This is a genomic window from Paenibacillus lentus (assembly GCF_042714055.1).
In the GTDB taxonomy this organism is placed as follows: domain Bacteria; phylum Bacillota; class Bacilli; order Paenibacillales; family Paenibacillaceae; genus Fontibacillus; species Fontibacillus lentus_A.
Genome location: NZ_JBHGVC010000010.1, coordinates 126,307 through 146,933, shown reverse-complemented (window position 1 = coordinate 146,933; position 20,627 = coordinate 126,307). Strand labels below are relative to the sequence as shown.

At 49.7% G+C, this 20,627-nt stretch carries 20 protein-coding genes and 1 riboswitch; of the genes, 5 read left to right on the top strand and 15 right to left on the bottom strand.

Going from position 1 to position 20,627, the window contains the following annotated elements; all coding sequences use genetic code 11:
- Window positions 1–23 precede the first annotated feature (23 nt).
- The 10 genes from ACE3MQ_RS20685 to ACE3MQ_RS20640 all read right to left on the bottom strand — a co-directional run bounded on the left by ACE3MQ_RS20685 (window position 24) and on the right by ACE3MQ_RS20640 (window position 11,695).
- A complete protein-coding gene (locus ACE3MQ_RS20685; RefSeq protein WP_379396192.1) occupies window positions 24–1,121 on the bottom strand; it encodes a sensor histidine kinase in 1,098 nt (365 codons plus the stop codon).
- Window positions 1,111–1,806: a response regulator transcription factor gene (locus ACE3MQ_RS20680; RefSeq protein WP_379396190.1), complete on the bottom strand. Its 696-nt coding sequence runs from the start codon at window positions 1,804–1,806 to the stop codon at window positions 1,111–1,113. Before ACE3MQ_RS20680 ends, ACE3MQ_RS20685 begins: the two co-directional genes overlap by 11 nt.
- Before the next feature lie 253 nt (window positions 1,807–2,059).
- Window positions 2,060–2,773, bottom strand: a complete 714-nt coding sequence (locus ACE3MQ_RS20675; RefSeq protein ID WP_379396188.1) for an MgtC/SapB family protein — start codon at window positions 2,771–2,773, stop codon at window positions 2,060–2,062.
- 141 nt (window positions 2,774–2,914) lie between these two features.
- Window positions 2,915–5,221, bottom strand: a complete 2,307-nt coding sequence (metE, locus tag ACE3MQ_RS20670) for a 5-methyltetrahydropteroyltriglutamate--homocysteine S-methyltransferase (protein WP_379396186.1) — start codon at window positions 5,219–5,221, stop codon at window positions 2,915–2,917.
- Window positions 5,222–5,354: 133 nt separating this feature from the next.
- Window positions 5,355–5,551, bottom strand: a riboswitch (cobalamin riboswitch).
- Window positions 5,552–5,645: 94 nt separating this feature from the next.
- Window positions 5,646–6,005, bottom strand: coding sequence for a helix-turn-helix transcriptional regulator (locus ACE3MQ_RS20665; protein ID WP_379396184.1), 360 nt, complete (start codon window positions 6,003–6,005; stop codon window positions 5,646–5,648).
- A 199-nt stretch (window positions 6,006–6,204) separates the two neighbouring features.
- The gene (locus tag ACE3MQ_RS20660; RefSeq protein ID WP_379396182.1) at window positions 6,205–6,846 is read right to left on the bottom strand and encodes a response regulator; all 642 of its coding nucleotides are present in this window, start codon (window positions 6,844–6,846) and stop codon (window positions 6,205–6,207) included.
- A gap of 86 nt (window positions 6,847–6,932) precedes the next feature.
- Window positions 6,933–9,452 carry an ATP-dependent helicase HrpB gene (gene hrpB / locus ACE3MQ_RS20655; RefSeq protein WP_379396180.1) on the bottom strand — a complete coding sequence of 840 codons (2,520 nt, stop codon included), beginning with the start codon at window positions 9,450–9,452 and terminating at the stop codon, window positions 6,933–6,935.
- A gap of 232 nt (window positions 9,453–9,684) precedes the next feature.
- Window positions 9,685–10,491: an SDR family oxidoreductase gene (locus tag ACE3MQ_RS20650; protein ID WP_379396178.1), complete on the bottom strand. Its 807-nt coding sequence runs from the start codon at window positions 10,489–10,491 to the stop codon at window positions 9,685–9,687.
- Window positions 10,492–10,637: 146 nt separating this feature from the next.
- Window positions 10,638–10,832: an SH3 domain-containing protein gene (locus tag ACE3MQ_RS20645; protein WP_379396176.1), complete on the bottom strand. Its 195-nt coding sequence runs from the start codon at window positions 10,830–10,832 to the stop codon at window positions 10,638–10,640.
- Between the two features lie 26 nt (window positions 10,833–10,858).
- Complete coding sequence (locus tag ACE3MQ_RS20640) at window positions 10,859–11,695, bottom strand: hypothetical protein (protein WP_379396174.1); 837 nt, start codon at window positions 11,693–11,695, stop codon at window positions 10,859–10,861.
- Between the two features lie 462 nt (window positions 11,696–12,157).
- Between ACE3MQ_RS20640 and ACE3MQ_RS20635 the strand changes: the two genes are divergently transcribed.
- Window positions 12,158–12,397, top strand: coding sequence for a hypothetical protein (locus ACE3MQ_RS20635; protein ID WP_379396172.1), 240 nt, complete (start codon window positions 12,158–12,160; stop codon window positions 12,395–12,397).
- 92 nt (window positions 12,398–12,489) lie between these two features.
- On the opposite strand, the gene ACE3MQ_RS20630 is transcribed toward ACE3MQ_RS20635, so the two are convergent.
- Both ACE3MQ_RS20630 and ACE3MQ_RS20625 read right to left on the bottom strand, forming a co-directional pair.
- Window positions 12,490–12,627 carry a hypothetical protein gene (locus tag ACE3MQ_RS20630; RefSeq protein ID WP_379396170.1) on the bottom strand — a complete coding sequence of 46 codons (138 nt, stop codon included), beginning with the start codon at window positions 12,625–12,627 and terminating at the stop codon, window positions 12,490–12,492.
- Between the two features lie 104 nt (window positions 12,628–12,731).
- The gene (locus ACE3MQ_RS20625) at window positions 12,732–13,946 is read right to left on the bottom strand and encodes an MFS transporter (RefSeq protein ID WP_379396168.1); all 1,215 of its coding nucleotides are present in this window, start codon (window positions 13,944–13,946) and stop codon (window positions 12,732–12,734) included.
- A gap of 144 nt (window positions 13,947–14,090) precedes the next feature.
- Between ACE3MQ_RS20625 and ACE3MQ_RS20620 the strand changes: the two genes are divergently transcribed.
- From ACE3MQ_RS20620 to ACE3MQ_RS20610, 3 genes are all read left to right on the top strand, one after another.
- Entirely contained in the window at window positions 14,091–14,876 is a 786-nt protein-coding gene (locus ACE3MQ_RS20620; RefSeq protein ID WP_379396166.1) for an alpha/beta hydrolase, read from the top strand.
- 156 nt (window positions 14,877–15,032) lie between these two features.
- Entirely contained in the window at window positions 15,033–16,019 is a 987-nt protein-coding gene (locus tag ACE3MQ_RS20615; RefSeq protein ID WP_379396164.1) for a YpdA family putative bacillithiol disulfide reductase, read from the top strand.
- A 1-nt stretch (window position 16,020) separates the two neighbouring features.
- Window positions 16,021–16,473: a DUF441 domain-containing protein gene (locus ACE3MQ_RS20610; RefSeq protein ID WP_379396162.1), complete on the top strand. Its 453-nt coding sequence runs from the start codon at window positions 16,021–16,023 to the stop codon at window positions 16,471–16,473.
- 98 nt (window positions 16,474–16,571) lie between these two features.
- On the opposite strand, the gene ACE3MQ_RS20605 is transcribed toward ACE3MQ_RS20610, so the two are convergent.
- Together ACE3MQ_RS20605 and ACE3MQ_RS20600 are read right to left on the bottom strand one after the other, a co-directional pair.
- Window positions 16,572–18,320: an ABC transporter ATP-binding protein gene (locus tag ACE3MQ_RS20605; protein ID WP_379396159.1), complete on the bottom strand. Its 1,749-nt coding sequence runs from the start codon at window positions 18,318–18,320 to the stop codon at window positions 16,572–16,574.
- Window positions 18,321–18,383: 63 nt separating this feature from the next.
- Window positions 18,384–19,328 (bottom strand): phosphotransferase family protein, encoded by a 945-nt coding sequence (locus tag ACE3MQ_RS20600; protein WP_379396156.1) that lies wholly within the window; start codon window positions 19,326–19,328, stop codon window positions 18,384–18,386.
- Between the two features lie 147 nt (window positions 19,329–19,475).
- Between ACE3MQ_RS20600 and ACE3MQ_RS20595 the strand changes: the two genes are divergently transcribed.
- Window positions 19,476–19,994: an ADP-heptose synthase gene (locus tag ACE3MQ_RS20595; protein WP_379396154.1), complete on the top strand. Its 519-nt coding sequence runs from the start codon at window positions 19,476–19,478 to the stop codon at window positions 19,992–19,994.
- Between the two features lie 200 nt (window positions 19,995–20,194).
- Here ACE3MQ_RS20595 and ACE3MQ_RS20590 read toward each other — a convergent pair whose 3' ends face one another.
- Window positions 20,195–20,497, bottom strand: a complete 303-nt coding sequence (locus ACE3MQ_RS20590; protein WP_379396152.1) for a HesB/YadR/YfhF family protein — start codon at window positions 20,495–20,497, stop codon at window positions 20,195–20,197.
- Window positions 20,498–20,627: the final 130 nt, after the last annotated feature.

The following is a 20,627-nucleotide window of genomic DNA, read 5'->3' as shown; positions in this document are numbered from 1 at the left end:
TATATGCTCCTTCAACATCATGCTTAAGGCTTCAATTTTCTTGATAACTTGACTGTAAACGCAGTCCGATCCTCATCGCTGTCCGCAAAAATTTCGCCATGATGAAGATCAACGATGTGCTTGGCAATAGCTAGGCCAATTCCAGAGCCCCCCGTATTCGTAGCGCGCGACTTCTCCACTCGATAAAATCGGTCGAACAGGTGAGGAAGATCCGCTTCTGGAATCGGCTCGCCATAATTAATAACTTCAGTAATCACTTGATCCTCTTCCACACGACCACGGATGTCGATATATCTGCCCTCGCTGCCATAACGGATTGCATTCGCAATCAAATTCTCATATACCCTTCTCAGCTTGTCCCCATCGGCAATAACAAAGAGCTGCTGCTCTCCGAAGCAGAGACGGCATTCCATATTGTTCTCCTGAAGCTGCCAGCCGAAATGCGCCGTGATTTGATGCAGCATTTCCACTAGGTTGATTCGGCTTTTGTAAAGCTTCATTTCCTTATTTTGCAGCCGAGTAAATTCAAACAAATCCTGGAGAAGCTGCTTCAGGCGCAATGATTCTTCGTAAGCCATCCCCACATAATAACGCAGCTCTACCTCATCCTTGTACCGATCCTGCTCTATTAAGCCCAGATAGCCGGTAATAGATGTAAGCGGGGTACGCAAATCATGGGAAACGTTCGTAATAAGCTCGTTCTTCGTCTGCTCAGCTCGTCTCTCTTCCTCGATCGACGTTCTTAAACGGTCTACCATGCGGTTAATATCCGTTGCAAGCTGTCCTAACTGCCCTACATTCTCAATTGGTATTTTGCGCGTAGACCCCTCCTCAATCCGATGTACTTCTTCAATGAGCAGGGCTAAATATTTCTTTTCATGGCGGCGGATGCTGCGCCGGTAGAAATAGAGTGAAAATAATAGAAGTATAGGTACGCCCGCAATATAATAAGCATCAGGATAACCGATGTTCCGGTTCACCCAGCTCAGCACATATCCAAGGGTTACCCAAGGGAATAAGGCGTAAAATAGCTTCGCAAGCAGCACTAAAATAAGAAGCGCAGCAATCGACGTAATAACCGTCCATAACAGCCAGGTGAGAAATCTGAGGCTAGCTTTCAATTTTGTAGCCAACCCCCCATACAGTGCGAATCAGCTTTTCGCCGTCCATTTCTTTCTCAAGCTTGTCTCGCAATCGGCTGATATGAACTGTAACCGAATTATTGCTCTCGAAATACTTGTCCTTCCAAATCAGCTCGAATATCTCCTCCGAACCGAACACCCGTCCCGGGTGGCTGGCCAGCAGGAACAAAATATTGAATTCAATCGGCGTCAGCTTGACCGGACGGCCGTCTACCGTTGCCGTATGCGTCTCCTTATCGATTTGCAGCGAAGCCAAATTAATCATATGATCCTGCGAAGGCTGGGAAGGCTGCATACTATACGAGGAACGGCGCAGCAGCGATTTGACGCGCGCGATCAGCTCCAGCGGATTAAACGGCTTCACCATATAGTCGTCAGCCCCGGTCATCAGACCGGTTATTTTATCCATATCCCCATCTTTGGCGCTAAGCATTAATATCGGCGTTGTGCGCGTCTCCCTGATTTTCATGCAGACCGTGATTCCGTCCATGCCAGGCATCATGATATCCAAGATGACCAGATCGATTTGATCCTGCTCCACGATTTCAAGCGCCCGCAGGCCATGGTCTGCCTTGAATACGGTATAGCCTTCATTTAATAAATATATTTCGATTAGCCTTGCGATCTTATCATCGTCGTCTACAATTAAAATTTGTTTGCTCATCCAATAATCCATCCTTTAGGTGGTTATTCAAAAAACTAAGTTAGTTCTATCATAACATGGTCTATTCACGTAGTTATAAATAAAAGGTTACGAAGAACGTCTTTTTCGAAGCACTTTCTGAGAAGCCAGACCTCGTTCAGCAGCCGTTGGTCTTGAAGAACCAGGAAGCTCTCGCCGGCTTTCAGTATTATCATTTCTGACATCTAAAGGACGGATGGATCTATTGGAAGGTTAATGATAGAAGGTTACTGAGCTACAAATTTTCCACTTCAACACTGATGACATGATCGATTTTTCGTATAAAATGATATATTTCCGTCGTATATTCACGTTCGGAGGCTGAAATCACCATATCAATCCGTTGACACCCTTCCTCCAAGTCTTTAATCTTCAAACGGCGAATACGATGACGGTTCCACTTGGCCTCAGGCCCCTTCTCATCCTTCCGCTCAATAATGCGGATCAAGTCAGTAACGTTGCCTCGATCCTCCATCACGATTTTGACGGATACATCGCGTTGGTTCAATTTATAAGGTCCAAGCCATTTAATCATATAGGGTATAAAATTAACCGCTAAAATGAGCAGAACTACCGCAAGCGCCGCCTCCACATAAAAGCCCGCGCCAATGGCAATCCCGATGCCTGAGGCCGCCCATATCATCGCTGCCGATGTAAGCCCGGATATCCCTTCATTGCTTCTGCGCAAAATCACCCCGGCGCCGAGAAAACCGATCCCGCTGACGATTTGCGCTGCCAAACGCATCGGATCCATATTCGGATGATCGGGGCCGGCAAATTTGGCAAATGATTGTATGGACACGATGGTCACCAGGCAGCTAGCAATACAAATGACCATACTCGTCTTTATGCCAAGCGGCTTCTGCTTCAATTGACGGTCAATGCCAATGAACAAGCCGAACAGCAGTGCGATAAACAGCTTCAACATCATTTCCAATTCCAGTAACATTCATGATCTCCTCCTGCATATAGAGAGAGTATAAGTGTATTTGCTATATTTATGCAACAAAATAAGACTGCCCTACAGGTTATTTATTAACCTATTCAGGGCAGCCTTATTATTTACTTCTATGCAATAGAAATCAGCGAACTACTTAGTACTGATCAGAGGCGCTTTAGCGCGGTATTGCTGAGCGGCAAGCACCATATTTTTCAAGGATTGCACCGTCTCGTCGATCCCTCGTGTCTTGAGGCCGCAGTCCGGATTGATCCAGAACAGTTCAGGATCCAGCACCTGGAGCGCGCGATCGACCATCAAGGTCATCTCCTCAACCGACGGAACCCGTGGGCTGTGAATATCGTAAACGCCTAAGCCGATACCGAGATCGTACGTATGCTCCTCGAAGCTGTGTACGAGCTCGCCATGGCTGCGTGAGGTTTCGATCGAAATGACATCCGCATCAAGGGCCCGAATGGAATCGATAATATCATGGAACTCGCAGTAGCACATGTGAGTATGAATTTGCGTCGTGTCGCGAACGGTCGAGGTCGTTATGCGAAACGCTTTGACGGACCAGTCCAGATACTCAGCCCAATCCTCACGCTTTAATGGAAGCCCTTCACGTAGCGCCGGTTCGTCTACCTGAATCATTTCAATGCCTGCCTGCTCTAAAGCCTCAACCTCTTTACGCAGGGCCAGTGCGATTTGATAAGCCACCTGCTCGCGCGGCAAATCACTGCGCACGAAGGACCAGTTCAGAATCGTGATCGGGCCGGTCAGCATTCCCTTTACGGGCTTGTCCGTAAGTGACTGCGCATATTCCGTCTCTTTCACCGTCATCGGCTGATGGAAATCAACATCCCCATAGATGACGGGAGGCTTCACGCAGCGCGTGCCGTAGGATTGAACCCAGCCGCCCTTTGTAAAGGCAAAGCCCGGCAATTTTTCGCCAAAGAATTCTACCATATCGGTTCGCTCAAATTCACCATGAACCAGCACATCGATGCCGATTTCCTCCTGCAAAGAAATCCACTGCTGAATATGCTCTTTAATAAAGGAGTCATATTGCTCTTGGCTCCATTCCCCTTTGCGCCATTTCTGACGAGCCGAACGCACCTCAGCTGTCTGCGGAAAGCTGCCGATCGTCGTCGTCGGCAGGAACGGCAGATGCCATTTCTCCTTCTGCTTCTTGCGGCGTATCGCGAACTCACTGCCTCTCGCTGCCGGCTCTGCGGCAATTTTCTTAACCGCAGCTGACACGTTTGCCCGGTTCCGAGCCGGATCCTTAGCCAAATTGTCCAGGGCGATGCGGTTGCTTTCAAATGCACCCTTGACGCTATCACTGCCCTTGTTAACCGCAGTGCTTAACGCGACGATCTCTTCCAGCTTCTCCGCTGCAAAGGACAAGGCATGACGAAGTACAGGATTCAATGCTTGCTCCTGCTCAGCCGACACAGGGACATGGAGCAGACTGCAGGACGGCTGGACGATAACATCCACTCCAGGGGCTAAAGTCATAATCTCTTTTAAGAACTCTACCTGGCGATACAAATCCGTTCTCCAAATATTACGACCGTCGACGATTCCGGCTCCCAGCGTCTTACCCTGTGGGAATCCGAATTTGCGAAGGGCTGCCAGATTGCCGTCACCGCCATGAATGAAATCCAGACCGATGCCTGCTACAGGCAATGAAACGACATCCTCGTAACGATCCACTGCTTCAAAATACGTTTGCAGCAGTATCGACATTCCCGGAGCTTCGCGATGAATCGCATCATAGATAGCTTGAACGCGCGCCAGGTCTTCGTTGGTAACTGAAGCGACTAAGGATGGCTCGTCCATTTGAACCCAAGCTGCGCCTTCTGCAGCAAGCTCTTGAAGAACCTGAACATATAAAGGCAGAAGCTGATTTACCCAGTGATCCCATTCCGTAGCCTCATTGAAGCCCTTCGATAATTTAAGGAAAGAATATAAACCGATCAGTACCGGTCTTCCTTCGATATCCAGCTTTTCCTTTGCCTCCTTGTAAGCGGCAAGCGGCCGGTTAATCGTAAGCTGCGGCTTTCTGCTCCCCAGCTCAGGAACGATATAATGATAGTTCGTGTTGAACCACTTCGTCATTTCGCTGGCTGTTGCTTCCTTATTGCCTCGAGCTATGGCATAGTACGTATCAAGCGGAACCTCACCGCCATGATACGTAAACCGCTCGGGCACAAGGCCAAACATCACGGCCGTATCCAAAACATGATCATAGTACGTAAAGTCTCCCACGGGAATAACCTCAAGCCCTTGATCCCGCTGCTGCTGCAAATTATGGAGCCGAATCTGCGCCAGCTGCGCATGCAGCTCCCCCTCCTCTAGCTTGCCGGCCCAGTATGCCTCGATCGCTTTCTTCCATTCCCGCTGGCCGCCGATTCTCGGATAGCCTAAATTTCCGCTCTTAACCGTTTGACTCATTGTGTTAAACCTCCCAATTGTATGTTCATTAAGCAACAAAAAAGTCCCCTATAGCTGGAATGGCTAAAGAGGACCTTCGTCATGATGTGCGATGGCTCGAATCTTTAACACCTCCCTATCTCCCGTAGGTACAGCAGTGCTGGCAGAACAGGCAGGTCTCCTGGCTTCAGAATCATAACTGGACAGCTGCCTTCCCAATGAATTTTCATCAGTGGCACTATCGCTTCCAGCTCCTCTGTTACAGTGGCGGGACCGCGCCGGCATTGCACCGGACTTCCCTATTAAGCTTCAATCGAATTCGACTAAAGCACCTGTTCCCATAATATTCGGTTATGAATATAAAATTTATGTTACTTCATGTTAACAAATAATACAATACAAATCGGATTAGTATTAGAATTATAGGCAATGACATGCTGCCAAATCAGTAATTGTCGGCGACAGCCTTATTCAGCATTCCGATGCAGCGATCTAAATCGACCTTCACCTGCTTCTTATACAGCTCTGCCTTCTCGTGTCCCTCATCGGTGAAATGATAAAGCACAATTTCCTGGAAATCAACGTTCGGGTCAGTTCCTTTCAACTGCTTCGTGCGGTAGAGCACTCCCTCTTGCACCAGCTCATGAAGTGCCCTATAAATTTCACTCTGCGGAGGAATGTAGCCGAATGGCTTAAATTCCTCCTTCAGCTCTTCAAGCATCTGATAGCCATAGCCTCTGCGCTGCTCTACCATCGAAATTAAATACAGCTTAATATACGCGCGCTGCGCAATCATAAAAGCCATTCCCTCACCTCACGCCCTTTCCTAAAAAGTATAGATCAGTTATGAATTTTTCACAACAACTGATCTACATGCCTTTTTTACGAAATGATTTGTTGCTAGGGACGTAAATAGAATGGTAGACTGGCAGGCAGATGCAAGGGAAATATTTTTTGTCTTTCTGTTGTGAATTTTTCATATGTTGAAATATTATAATCAGGGCCTAATGATTGATCCAGCCTTGCTCCATAGCGTATCTAGTTAATTGCACGCGATTTTCCAAATGCAATTTTTGTAAAATGTTTTTCAGATGATTTTTCACCGTCTGGTCGGAAATTTGCAATTCCTTGGCGATTTCCCGATTGGTCATCCCTTTTGCAACCCAATCCAGAATTTCACGTTCTCGGCTGGTAAGAGGATGATCACCACTGTTATTCCTCTTGGACAGCGGGAACTCTTGCAAAATCCGGTAAGCCAATTCGCTGGACAACGGGGCTTCATCACTGGCGACCGACCGCAAATATTGCAGCCAAGTACCGGGCTCTAAATTTTTGAGCAAGTACCCTTGCGCTCCCTGCTTCAGCGCTTCGAATAAATGAGCCGCATCATCGGAAACCGTAATAAGCACAATTTTTACGTAAGGATATTTCAGCTTGATTTCTCTCGTCGTCTCCAGGCCGTCCTTTCCCGGCATATGAATATCCATCAGTATAAGATCAGGCATCCATAATTCCGTCTGCAGCAGGGCTTCGTCCCCATTTTCGGCATAACCGATAATTTCGAAGCTATCGTCATCCGATAGAATTTCACCGATGGCCTCGCGAGCGTGCGGGTGGTCGTCAACGACTAAAACTCTAACCTTCATGGCCCAATCTCCTTTATGGAATCATTATTTAAGTACAGAGAATCCATTCCACCGAATTGCTCCATAATTTCATTTACACCCATGATTCATTTCGGCCGCACCCTTCTCGTCGCTGTAGCCTGGTGCGGATCATCCGGCCAGTAATGCTTGGGATAACGACCCTTCAAATCTTTCTTCACCTCAAAATACCCATGATCCCAAAAGCTTCGCAAATCTGCGGTAACCTGTACGGGACGCCCCGCTGGAGACAGCAAATGCATAATAACCGCGACCGCTCCATAGGCGATACGGGGAGTATCCATCATGCCGAACACCTCCTGCAGGCGAACTGCAGCATACGGCTCGCCCTGACCATAGTGAATCTGGATTTTCGACCCGCTGGGTACAATCAAATGCGTCGGCGCTTCGGCATTCAATTCCTGACGCAGCTCCCATCCCAAAGCATTTTCAAGAATCGCTAAAAGGGACAGGGACTGCAAATCCGAGCGCTTGCGAAAATGAACTATATAAGGCGCCAGCCATTCCTCGACGCGCTCCGCCAAAGCGGAATCCGACATATCCGGCCAGCGGTCGCTTTGCTGGCGCAAAAAGCCGACTCGAGCCTGAAGCTGGCGGGCTTTATCGCTCCATGGAAGAATGCGGACGCCCTGCGACGACACCGCATGCAGCAATGCCTTTATAAAATCCTCTGGCGCAGGGGGCACCGGTTGCTCTCTAATCACAATAGCCCCAAGCGTCTCCCGAAGGCGAACGCGAACCGTTCCCGCTTCCTCGTCCCATTCCGCCTGCTTCTCTTCCTTTATATGTTCGCCGTAATGCTGTACTACATCCGTTAGCTCCAAAGGCGCGGCCAATAAAATCCGGCCTTCCGTCCCCTCGTCATCGACTTCTGCAACGGCGAGGTAAGGCGCTTCTCCCAGAAGCTGCTTCCTGGCGAATACCGCACCACGGCCGCTGCGCAGCAAATATCGTCCATCAGCCCGGCGGCCCGCGATGCGATCCGGATAAGCAAAAGATATCAGAATTCCGCAAGCCTCATACCACTTCTCTTCGCCCAAAGCCGCAGAGCCTGCCGACTCCTTGATTCCCAGTCTCCGCTCATACTGAGCGCTCATCGTAAGTATCCGCTGAATATCTCGTTCATCTACTTGGTTAGTCGGCCTACTTAGCTCAGAGGAGCTTCCCTTATCCATCAGCAGTGACAAACGACTGCGAATATCACAATCCTCACCAGCCCCTGCCGAGCCCCTAAATAAATCCCGCTCCTCCAGCAACGCAGCCAAACGGCAGGCCGAACGGCCCAGCCCTAAATCCGCGGCCTTGAGCAGCATATGTGCCAGGCGAGGATGCAGCCCGAGCTCGGCCATCCTCCGGCCATGCGCGGTAATGCGAGCTGCGCTGCATAGCGCCCCAAGCTGCTGCAGCAGCCGGACGGCTTGCCGATAGGGCGCCGCTGGCGGCGAATCAAGCCAAGCAAGCTCCTCGGGCGAGCTCGCTCCCCAGGCCGCCAGCTCAAGCGCGAGCGGCGTCAAATCCGCCTCCAGCATCTCCGGCGCCGTGCGCTCTTGCAGCAGCCGATCCTCCGCTTCGCTCCACAGGCGGTAGCACACGCCGGGCGCCGTACGCCCGGCTCGTCCCCGCCGTTGATCCGCGGAGTCGCGGGCCGCGCGCACCGTAACGAGCCGGCTCATGCCGGTGCGCGGAGAGAACAGCGCCGTGCGCCGCAGGCCGCTGTCGATCACCACCGTCACGCCTTCGATCGTCAGGCTCGACTCGGCGATCGACGTGGCAAGCACCACCTTGCGCTTGCCCGGCGGCGCCGCCGATATGGCCCGCTGCTGCTGCTGCGCAGGCAGAGCGCCGTATAGCGGCGCAAGGAGCACATCGCTGGTCACCACCGGAGCCAGCGCCCGCTCCACCCGGCGGATCTCCTTTGCGCCGGGCAAAAATACAAGCAAGCTCCCATCATGTCGCTCGAGCGCGCTGCGTACCGCGCGCGTCACCGCTTGCTCCAGGGGAGCTTGGCTTGCAGGCCCTTCCGCGTACCTGGTCTCTACCGGGTACGCCCGCCCTTGGCTGCGGATGACTGCCGCGCCGCCTAACAGCTCGACGAGCGGCTCCGCCTGTAACGTTGCCGACATAATCAACAACCGCAGCTCGTCGCGAAGCAGCTCACGGCTTTGCAGCGCTAACGCCAGTCCAATATCGCCATGCAGATTCCGTTCGTGGAATTCGTCAAAAATAATGAGCCCAATCCCCATCAGGGCCGGATCATGCTGAAGCATCCGCGTCAGTATCCCTTCCGTCACGACCGTAATTCTCGTACGGCTGGATACTTTGCTTTCCGTTCTAATCCGGTAGCCTACCGTTTCCCCAACAGGCTCGCCGAGCTGCTGGGCCATAAATACCGCCGCTGAACGCGCAGCAAGCCGCCTCGGCTCCAGCATAACGATGCCCTGCCCCTTCAACCAGGGCTCCTGAAGCAGCTCAAGCGGCGTGCGCGTCGTCTTGCCCGCCCCCGGCTCCGCCAGCAGAATCGCTGTGCTTGACGACTGCAAACACGCTTTCAGCTCTGGAATAACCTCATCAATTGGAAGCCTTGTCATCCTCTTCTCCTTTTTCTTGCGATTATAGAATGGTTCAGCTCCGCTGAAAACTTGTAAATTCTATAATCTTATACAAAGTGCTGTTAGCATTTTACCATACGGTCATCATTTGTCCTACAGCAGCACAAAACCCCGTCTCGCAGCGTGGCGCAATACGGGACAGGGCTTCCTTCCTCCATGGTTGATGCTATAAATAAAGACTACTTCCCAGCCTCTTAGCACGACGCATCTGCTACAGCAGGGATTCCGCTCCATCAATGACAATGCGGGCTCCCGTAATATGCACGGAGTCATCCGAAGCGAGAAACGCAACCAAATCAGCTACGTTCTCCGGCTGCCCCGGGCCATCTGCCAGCGGCTGCGCGCCTTCCGGGTATTCGACGGGAATGATGATTTCCTCCAATTCCTCACTCACCTCGGAGGTGGAATCGATGTTCGTCGCGATGGCGCCTGGACAAATGACATTGACGCGAATTTTAAACTTCGCAAGCTCCAGGGCAAGCATTTTGGCAAACGCGACCTGTCCGGCCTTTGTCGTGCTGTAAGCCGACATCCCGAATCCGGAAAAACGGTCATTCCCGTTGATCGAGCTCGTTATAATAATACTGCCGCCGCCCTGCTTTTTTAAATAAGGCACGGCATGCTTTACCGTGAGGAAAGTCCCGTTCAGGTTAATTCCCAGCGTACGCTGCCAATCCTCGAACGGCATTTCCTCCACCGGGGCCAACGTACCATTAATGCCTGCGTTGGCGAACACGATATCGATGCGCCCGAAATGCTCCGCCGCTTCCTTGACCGCTTGCTCCATACGTTCGGGATCAGACACATCGACGTCAAATGAGCGTGACACGCCCCGATAAATGTTATTAATTTGATGCTCGGTGCTGCGCGTACGATCGTCTATTAGATCAAACAGCGCAACTTTGGCACCTTCTCTCGCCAATTTAATGGCGGCTGCTTTTCCAATCCCGGAGCCCGCTCCCGTAACAATTGCGGTTTTTCCTTGAAACCGAAGTTGATTACCCTGCTTCTCCGTCATGAAGGTCACACTCCTACTGGAATTTTGGGTTTGATTGACAAGGCATGCCGAGTTCACCCTCCGCTCTGCCGTCTGTTTCAAGATTACCCAAAATGGGGTGTGATTTAATCACCGGACAAGCAAATTATATAGAAACGACTTAAATTTTACCAAATAAGAAATTGAATTATTCCTAAAGCAACAACTCCAAGGATCATCAGCCCGGCCACAGCCATAAAGCCGATAAGAAACCAGCGGACATAGCTGCCGCCTTTAGGCGTTTCTTGAGCAAGCCTGACCTGCTCCTCCAGACGGGCGACCCGTTCCTTCAGCTCCGTGAGTTCAAAATCAATTCGGCTCAATCCAGTTCTCTCCTCACTAAATGATCCTACTGACTGCCCCCCACATAGTCGCAGGGCTCCCGAAACCAATGCAGCAGCATGTCTTGAAATTGATCCTTCTGTGTCGGGGTAGCAATGAGCCAATCCTCGTCCACCTTCGTGCTGGAGCGGAATAACCAATTGATCGAATGATTGTTCATAAACTGGGCATGCTGAGACTCCCACTGATCCCCATTCCAGGCGAAAAAGCGAATATCTCCCTGGGCCACTTGAGTCTTTAAGCATTTGGCCAAAGAAATCACACCCTCCTGATCATCCGTTAACTTCAGCAGTTCTACCATGACTTCCTCTATATCCAGATAATCCAATTGCCGGACGATTTCCTCAAACTGTCGTCTAGATAGCATCAGTGCAGGCAGTTCCCCCGGACAATGCGCATTCCACATCATTTTCCCTGCCAAGCTCCCGCAGATATGATGCACCTCGCTGATTTCATCCAACTGATGCAGCGCTGGATTGTCCTTTGATCGCTCTACCTTAACAACACACTCATCCGCTATATGTAGAAATTGTTCATACGTCTCGGTTCCCGTGCGATATTTCACCCAGCAGGCCTTTTCTGCTAAGGATGCTGCTACAAGCGGCGACATGACAGGCATCGGCACGGTCAGCACGTCCTCGTTTCCCCGAGGTGTTAAATAGCCTTTTTGGATTAATGATTCTCGAACATCTTCCCGATCTTCATCCGGCTCTTTCAATAGAAAACCGCGAAATGGATCTTCCTTGCCGATCAGACGATTCGCTCTGAGCAGATCGGTTAAATAGATGAGTTCCTTGGACTCCAGTGTAACCACTCCACTCTGGGAAGCATCCGCAATTAACATCTGCCCACCTCCTCAACTTATCAGGTATGACTCGTTAATCCTATATTTTCTATCTAACTCGATTAAAATCCATATTACTAACCTAGAAGTGTTTGCAGGGTTATTCATTGCTAAATTTCAACCAATATCATTAACCCTTTTTTCCAAAATTTGAAACACTCCTTACAGTTTTGTCATAATCTCAACATTATCATACCACTATTTGCATCACTTTTGCTCGGAATTATTTGGTAATCTATTACAATATACCCATAAAAATAGGTAGATGATCTTAACTTCTTTGCTGTTTTGAAACTTTATCACTCTCTTTTTCGTAATTAAAATAGAAAAAACCAAGAAAACATCATTCATTTTCCTGTACTTATCATCAAAGATTAATTGAATTATAATGTTTTCTTAATCTATTTTTAAGTTTTCTGCTTTACAATATGTACTATGAAACCACTGTAAGAGGTGATTCGCATGAGAATACTCATTAACTTCCAGAACAATCTGGTACCTGTTTATTTCAATGTCGATAGCAAGCAGCCGATCCAACGGACGCTTAAGCTGCTGACTAGCGCGCTGGAGAACAAGTTCAATAACGGTAAACAAGCTTTGAAGAAATGCCTTAACTCATTAATCAGTATCGAAATCGAAGGCTCGGAAGCTATATTGCACAGTAAGAGTGAATATGACTCCTTGGCGCTTTCTCTCTATTAATATTCTTGCCATTGGCTTCTAATGCTTGCTTACTTAATTAAGCTCTCCATGATTCTTAGAATTAGAAGAACAGAGGCCCGAAGCACCGGCTGTTACCATGCCGGCTTCTGGGCCTCTTCTTCATGCCAAGCCTTCTCGATGCGAATCAAGAACAATCGGAGCAGATTTTGCTTCATCGGCTGGTAAGTACAGCTTTGCAGCTTTTTTAATATAAACCGGTCGATCGCCATATCCTCCTCCCCTTCATTCGGGCCTCACAGCCAGACGAGGAATAATTTCCCTTCCCTCTTAATGGTTAATTAACCCAATTGGAACAGATTAAACTCAATTCAGATTATCCCGCTGAAGAACTTTTGTTTGAAGGGCTGGTGATCCTTGACCTTGGCTTCAATTTTAGCGTGACCGCCGTTGCTGCGAGCAGCAATCCGTTAAGCACGAACACGACGGGAATCGCGACCCACCCCGCCAATGTTCCGCCCGCAATCGGGCCCATCATATTCCCGAGCTGCCCCGCCGATTGATTCAGGCTAAATGCCCTGCCGCGGAATTCAGGTTCCGTTGTTTGAACGATAAGCGCATTAAGCGCTGGAAAGACGGCTGCGAAAAATAATCCGTAAATGAATCGAAGCAGGCCGAAGCCAAAAATATCATGAAAGAACACTTGCAGCATATTGCCCAGTCCTCCGCCCACCAAACCGATCATCAGCGTATTGCGGTAGCCGATGCGCTCGCCGATTTTTGCCCATATTGGAGCAGCAAGCACGGTAGAAATCCCGACTGCCGAAAAAATGATTCCTGAGCTGAACGATGCATCCGCTGCGGTGGCGCCAAGCTCCAGCACATACAGTGACAGCAGCGGCTCAAGCACCATTACAGAGGCCGTGACGATCAGCACAATCGTAAGATGCCGCATTAACGGTCGGTTTTCCGAAGCAGCTCGCAAATCATCTACCACCCGGGAACGGGCTCTATTTCGATCAAAGTTATATTCCCGAACGAACAGCCAAGCGATCAAAGTCGGAATAAGCACAATGGCACCAGCCGCCAGAAAAGACTCCCGATAGCCAACAAATTTGCTTAGGGATCCGCCCACCAAGGGGCCGATAATCCCGCCTGCCGCCCCTGCGGTGGACATGATGCCGAGGGAGAACCCGACTTTTTTCTCCGGCGTGTTCGTCGCAATCAGTGCAATGGCTGAAGGAACATAACCGGACAACAATCCGGTAAGAATACGAACAATGACCAGCTCGAAGGGATTTCTGACGAAGGCATTCAGCACATAGACTAGGCAAAGGGCAAAGCCGGATCGAAGCAGCATCGGCTTTCGCCCGTATTTATCCGAAAGCGATCCCCAGAAAGGGGCGATTAACGCACTAGCCAGAAATGTGATGCCAAACGTAAAGCCAGACCAGATCGTCAAATGATCTGTAATTCCTAAATCATGAGCAATAAACAAGGACATGAACGGAATGACCATTGAATAAGCCATGCTGCAAAAAAATACGCCGATCCACAGTACATACAAATTTCTTCTCCAGGGGATGTCCATAAGCCACCTCTATTCTGTCTTGATTTCCCCGGTATTACAAACACGATAATTCTATTGTACCACTTTACCCATATTTCGATTGTCTGTCATCTGCTAGGTGATGATATAATTTCTTTTATAACATTCTTAGAAGGAGCTAAAACGATGGCTTTAATTCAATGCCGATTTTTCTCTGAAGTGCTAGGTCTCTCAACTTCTATGACAGTCATTTTACCGCAGCGGGCCAAGTCACAAATCGGTATGCGGGGGAGCGAGATTTCCGGCCCTATTCCTACTTTGTATTTACTGCATGGGCTGTCTGATGATGATTCCATTTGGCTGCGCCGCACATCATTAGAGCGATACGTATCTGAGCTTGGCCTCGCCGTCGTTATGCCCCAGGTCGGTGTTAGCTTTTATACGGACATGGACGCAGGCAAACGCTACTGGACGTTTATAAGCGAAGAGCTTCCTTACATATGCCGTTCTTTCTTTCCTTTATCTGAGCACCGCGAGGATACCTTTGTGGCTGGTCTGTCCATGGGGGGCTACGGGGCGTTCAAGCTTGCTTTAAGAAAGCCCGGCGTATTTAGTGCAGCTGCAAGTCTATCGGGCGCCTTGGACGTATCGGTCAATCGCATCGACGAGGCGAGGCGTTCGATCGACAACCAGTCATTATATCGGCAAATCTTTGGATCTCAAGGCCCGCAAGGCACTCAGGACGATCTTTTTAAACTGCTTGAAACCGTTGATCCAGGAACAGCGCCGCTCTTATACCAATGCTGTGGTACTGAGGATTTTCTGTACGAGGACAACGTTCGCTTCCGGGATGCTTGTATCGGGGCCGGATTTGATCTTACTTATGAGGAAGGGCCCGGGACTCATGACTGGACGTATTGGGATGCGCGTATTCAAGATGTTCTCGCCTGGCTTCCGCTAAAAACCAAATGATTTCTTACTTATAAGCTAGGTCATCGGGCGATGGCTGCATAATTAACTTTTGGTTATCGTCCTTCATCCGAATATAGAAATTAGAGCTCATTTCCTGTAGGATGGTATTTGTTTCGACTTATTTAACTTGAACTTCACGAACTAGGAGGACTACCCATGCAGGACGTTATTATTATCGGTGCCGGCCCTTGCGGACTCTCCGCGGCTATTGAATGCCAAAGACGGGGACTTCATGTTCTCGTCCTGGAGAAGCACTGTCTTGTTCATTCGATTTATTCGTATCCGACACATATGCAATTTTTCAGTACGCCCGAATTGCTGGAAATCGGCGATATTCCCTTTACCACGCCGAATGAAAAGCCTTTCCGTCACGAGGCGCTGGCGTATTATCGCGGAGTCAGCCGCCGCTACAATTTGCACATCGCCTCCTATGAGGAAGCGACGGAAATCCATCGTCAGGAGGATGGCAGCTTCATCGTGCATTCGGTGACGCAAAGCGGCGAGACATGGAAATATCAGGCCCGCAACGTCATCATCTCCACAGGTTATTTCGATCACCCGAACATGCTCGGGATTCCCGGAGAAGAAATGAATAAGGTTACCCATTATTTCCGGGAAGCACACCCGTATGCTGGTACGAAGGTGACGATCATAGGGGGCAGCAATTCCGCTGTCGATGCCGCTCTGGAATTGATTCGCGTCGATGCGGAGGTCACGATCGTATACCGCCGGGACAGCATATCAGAGCAGATCAAACCCTGGGTCAGACCTATTTTTGAAAGCATGGTCAATCGAGGCAAAATCGATCTTCGGCTTTCCTCCCGGGTCATTGACATCGCTCAGGATCATGTCATTATCGAATCCGGGCTGGGCCGAGAAAAATTATTAAATGATTTCGTGCTTGCCCTGACCGGCTTCCACCCCGATCGAAAGCTGCTGTTTCAAGCCGGGGTTGAAATGTCAGGCGAAGCGGAGAAGCCGATCTTTAATCCGGAAACGATGGAGAGCAACGTCCCCGGCCTTTATGTCGCTGGCGTCATTGCGTCCGGGAGCAATGCCAATGAAGTATTCATTGAAACCGGACGCAAGCATGGCGTGCTAATAGCTGAGCACATTACCGCCTCCAGAACGGGAGAAGCTTAGGATGAGCCAAGTCGATATCACCGCTCTCATCTTGCTCTTCCTGGCAGCGTTAGGTATTTTCAGCAGCAATTTACCGATTACGATAGCAATGATATTTCTGCTGCTCATCCGCGTCCTGCAGCTGCAAATGGCGTTTCCGTGGCTGGAGAAATACGGTTTGACCTTGGGTATCATCATTTTGACCATTGGCGTAATGACCCCGGTCGCAAGCGGGAAAATTCCCCTTTCCGTACTGTGGTCTTCCTTCTTCCATTGGAAATCCCTAATGGCTATTGCCGTAGGCATGCTCGTCGCCTGGCTTGGCGGACGGGGAGCCACGCTAATGGGGAACCAGCCGACCATCGTTGCCGGCCTGCTTATCGGCACAGTACTCGGTGTAGCTTTCTTCCGGGGCGTCCCGGTCGGCCCACTGATTGCAGCAGGCATTTTGTCGCTCTTTATCGGCAAGGTCTGAGCCTCCTTTGAATTTCCACCGGCAACTAGAAGCGCCCATGAAGCCTTAAACCAGCTTCATGGGCGCTTTTTTCAATAGTATAAATAAGTCCGCTTGCGTTATGGATTCAAGTTCTGAATATTGTATAGCTGGGCGTATACCCCCGCCTTGTCCATTAGCTCATCATGCGTTCCCCGTTCGGCGATGCCGCCGTTCTTCATCACAATGATTTGATCGGCATGGGTAATCGTAGACAACCGATGAGCGACGATTAAGGTCGTCCGGCTTCGGGAAAGCTGCTGGAGCGACTGCTGGATGAGATGCTCCGATTCCAGATCGAGCGCCGAAGTGGCTTCATCAAGGATCAAAATTGGCGGATCTTTCAGGAACACGCGGGCGATGGCGATTCGCTGCTTTTGTCCGCCAGACAGCTTGACCCCCCGCTCCCCTACTTCCGTATCGTAGCCATTCGGCAGCTCCATAATGAAATCATGCGCATTCGCTGACTTGGCCGCTTCATACACCGCCTCCTCGCTGCTGCCAGGATTACCGAGCAGAATATTATCACGAACGGTGCCGCTAAACAGGAAATTATCCTGAAGCACCATTCCGATGGAGCCGCGCAGGCTCTCCATCGTCCAGTCCTTCACATCCCGGCCGCCCACAGCGAGGCTTCCCTTCTGAATATCGTAAAATCTCGGAATCAGTCCAACGAGAGAGGACTTTCCCCCGCCGCTCATCCCGACGAAGGCTACCGTCTGGCCCGGATTAATCTGAATCGTAATATTTCTAAGCACCCATGGATCTTGAGCGTGGTATTTAAACCAGACATTGCGGAGGGCGATGCCATGGCTTCCCCCTGACAAAGTCAGAGCCCCGGGTTTATCGACCATATCATAAGGCTCCTCCAGCAATTCCAGCACCCGTTCCCAGGAAGCCGAGGCTTGAGTCAGAACGGTAGAGGAGTTGATTAATCGCTTCAAAGGAGAATAGAGACGATCCAGATAACCAAAAAAGGCGATAAACGTTCCCAACGTCAGATTCTGCTGAATGACCTGATAGCCCCCATAGCCGATCACAAGCAGCGGTGCGATATCCGTCAACGTATTAATGATCGCGAAGGTCCAAGCATTCCAGCGGCTGTGGGCTAGCGCTTTATTTAAATAATTCCCGTTAATGCCTTCCAGCTTAGCTTGATCATGTCTTTCCAATGCAAAGCTGCGAATGACCGAGATTCCTTGGATCCGCTCGTGAAGATACGCCTGTATGCCAGCGAGGGCCGCAGAGCGGTCTTTCGTCAGTATTTTTAGACGTTTGTACAGCACTTTGACCGCAATCGCGTACAGCGGAAATATGGCAATCGCGACAAGAGTGAGTACCGGATCTAAATAGAACATGAATCCCAGCACGAATACGAGCGTAAAAGCATCGAGCCACACATTCATCATACCGACTTCTACGATATTTTTCGTCTGCTCCGCATCGTTGATAAACCGGGAGATGATCTCTCCCACTTTCGTATTCTGATAATAACGAAGCGAAAGACGCTGCAAATGGCTGTACAGCTTATTCCGCAAGTCGAATAGGATTTTTGCCGTAATCAATTGCGCGAAATACTGACGGGCGTATTCTACTGGCCCGCGGACAATGACGAATAGAAATAAGGTCACGCCAAGCACGATCATCAATTGAGATACCTGTTCCTGAAGCCCAAGGGTTTTGCTCAGCAAAATATCATCGACGACATATTTCTGTACCAGCGGCAGCAATGACGGTATGCCGAATTTTAGTATGCCGATAAACAGCGTAAGAATGATCCATTTTGTATATGGTTTGACAAAAACAAAATAAGCTTTCCAATGCTTCAATGGTGCGCACATCCCTCTATGTTTGTTCTGCCGATTTGCCACTTCATCTCAGGTAATTACGGTTTAACATCTCCGCAGCAGACTTTCGGCATATTCGTCCAGACGTGCAGCTAACATGTCCTTGCTTAGATAGGTAACTCCAAGATCCGTCCAACCTCGATATACCGTCAATTCCTCATCCACGTAACTCGCCAGGGTTAGCATATCCCAATAAGGATCGTATTCGATCCCCTGCTCGCCCTGCATGCCATTGAAATAGGCATCAAGGAATTGGTCGGCGGCCTGCAGCCCGTGAAGCTGAACCAAATTGACCCTGCAATGCCCCACGTCTATTCCTGCCGGCCCTGAGCAGGCATTAACCCAGTCGACGATTCCCGACACCTGCCCTCGCTCCCAAAGCACGTTTGTAGGGTGATAATCTCGATGAATGAATCTGGGAACGTACGGCGGAACGGGTTCTTTGATGATCCGGGCGATTTCCCGCCAAGCCTCCGGCCTGGCCGTCCAGTCGGGAAGGCGAAATTGAGCCGGCTCGATATATGAATAATAAGTCCATGGAAACGGGTCCATTTTCTGCCTATGCAAATGAGTCAGTACCTGCGCCATCCCTGTTAGCCAGCTCGTCAGATCGTCCGGCATAAGAACGACTTCACCCGGCAAGCGCCTCATAAGGATGGACGGCTTACCGCAATACCTGCCGTCTGGATCGGACGCGATCCAGCCTGGTGAATCCATTCCATGCCGGTACGCCGCATGGAGCGCTGCCGACTCATGGGCTATAAGATCAGGCTCTTCGTCAAGCCAGCTCTGATTCGTATACTGCCGCAGCACCCACGTGGCGTGCTCCTCGTTTCTTTGCAGCTGTACCTCATATACGGCAGACGAGATGCCACCCGGCAAGGGGCGGATTTGACGAATAAGCCAATCCCCCCCGCATTGTTGCTTTATCCATTCCGTAACGCTGGGAGGCAATCCAGCTGCTCCTTGCAAATCCTTATATTCAGGCATGAACTTCCTCCAATCGCCATTCATTTTTTACCGATCAAGCTGTAATTGCATTCATGTTGTGATATACTCCCTATAATATGTCCCTGCTGCAAGCGCAATGGCTTTCGGCAGCGGCAAGAGCAGTAACCGTTTTGTAGGAGGATAACCATGTCACGTCGATTTGTCATTGAAGCCGTGATGGTGGCCATTTATGGTGAGTTACTTGCGCCTGGCGCGCCTGTAGAATATATTGTACCTTATACCACCGTCATGGAGCTGTATGAATTTCAGAACAGTCCCGAACCTCTCATGCATGATCCGGCCGACGATTTGCATGTTAAGAATAAAATTAATGAGCTGATAGCCTATCTGGAAGAACCGCTTAACCGCAAGAAGCTTGAACGCGCGCTAAACGTCCCTTGGTCCAAAAGTCCATCCATCCTGTTCGGCGAAAATGTATCTTGGACTGTAGTCAAAGCACTTGATAACGAGCAGTACGGGGAGTTCCTCGATCCGATTGAGACGGAAATCGTGCTGACCGCACAGCGTGAGAGCGCACCTGTCCTGACGGATCAGTTGGAACTGATTCGCCGTATTATCGAAGCGGAGGTTCCCGTTCAGGTATTTGATATCCAGGACTTTGAATTCGCTATGGAAGATAACATTTTCTCGAATAACAACTCCTAACACAAAGTGAAGGCCCGTTTTAATGGGCCTTTTTCTTCTGGATGAGCATTCGCTCGTTGATATTTACTTGCTTTCAATTGCTGCCGCTCTGATCCAAAACTAAATCTAACGGCATACGTGCTTCAGTTACTGAAATATCGTAACGCGAACTTGACCTCGGATTACGCATAATAGCATTGCTTGTCGTCTTGACTGCTTGCTTAATGCGGCCCCTCGACCGTCTCATACTTATATTCGATATCATGATGCATCTGGTTGTAAACGACGTTCAAGTTGTAGCCCTTCAAATACCATAGATCCTTGTCTTCCATATAGAATTTAATGCCTTCCACCTCGGAGACGGTTCCTGGTGAAACAGGGCTTTCAATTTCGATCCCCAGCGAAAATCCAGGATGAATCGTCCCCCCGGCACTATATCGCGCAAAAAAGCGGATTGCCTGACCCTCTTGTACGCCAAGTTCATTTTTGAACCAGCCAGCAGCTTCTTTTGTTACGTTGATCATATCGATCCCCCCTATCTTCTTCTTATTTTAGACCAATCCCGAAGGAAATGCCAAAATAAAAATTGACAGCCGCCAGAAAGCGGTGTTAAACTCAACAGCATACGAGATCTCATTTGCATTAATTACCAAA